Raw genomic sequence first — 728 nt, 5'->3', positions numbered from 1 at the left:
GTCCAAGGTGGTCCGTAGGTGGCGTTGGCCGAAGATGAGCATGCGGTCGGTGACCTCGGAGCGGACGGTGAGGACAAATTTCTCCGCGTATGCATTGGCTCGTGGACTTCGCGGAGGGATCTTTACCACGGTGATGGCGGGGCTGGTCAGGGCGGCGTCGAAGGAAGTGGTGAACTGTCCGGCTCGGTCTCGCACCGGAAAGGTGAACTCGGATGCTCGGTTGCCATGCTCCATCAGTAGGTTGCGCGCCTGTTGCGTGGTCCAGGAGCCGTCGGGATGGGCCGTTGTACCGAGGATGTGCACGTAGCGGGTGCCGACCTCTATGGCGAAGAACACGTACAGCCGTCGCAGGGTGAGGGCGCAGTCGACGTGGAAGAAGTCGACTGCGAGCATGGTCGACGACTGGGCATGCAGGAACTGCCGCCACGTGAGGTCGGTCTGCCTCCGGGGCGCCGGGGGGTATGTGCAGGTGTCTGAGGATTCTGCGGACCGTAGATGCCCCTATGCGGTAGCCGAGACCTTGCAGTTCGCCCTGGATCCGCTTGTGCCCCCACGTTGGGTTTTCCCGCGCAAGCCGTTCGGTGAGCGCCGTGATGGTCTCGTCGATGGGAGGGCGGCCGGCACGGTGCGGGTAGGTCCACTTCCGTGTCACCAGACGGCGGTGCCAGCGCAGCAGCGTTGCGGGGGTGACCGGTCGGTGTGCTCGAAGTTTCCTCGGCAGGAGTCGG

The 728-nt window shown here is 64.7% G+C and carries 1 pseudogene; it reads right to left on the bottom strand.

The features are described 5' to 3' along the window. A pseudogene (locus J5X86_RS43470) lies at positions 1 to 393 on the bottom strand (DDE-type integrase/transposase/recombinase); the annotation flags it as partial. Positions 394 to 728: the final 335 nt, after the last annotated feature.

The organism is Streptomyces sp. NEAU-YJ-81 (genome assembly GCF_017592595.1).
Taxonomy (GTDB): Bacteria; Actinomycetota; Actinomycetes; order Streptomycetales; family Streptomycetaceae; genus Streptomyces; species Streptomyces hygroscopicus_B.
The sequence above is the reverse complement of the archived record's forward strand: the minus strand, read 5'-3'. Positions and strand labels throughout refer to the sequence as shown.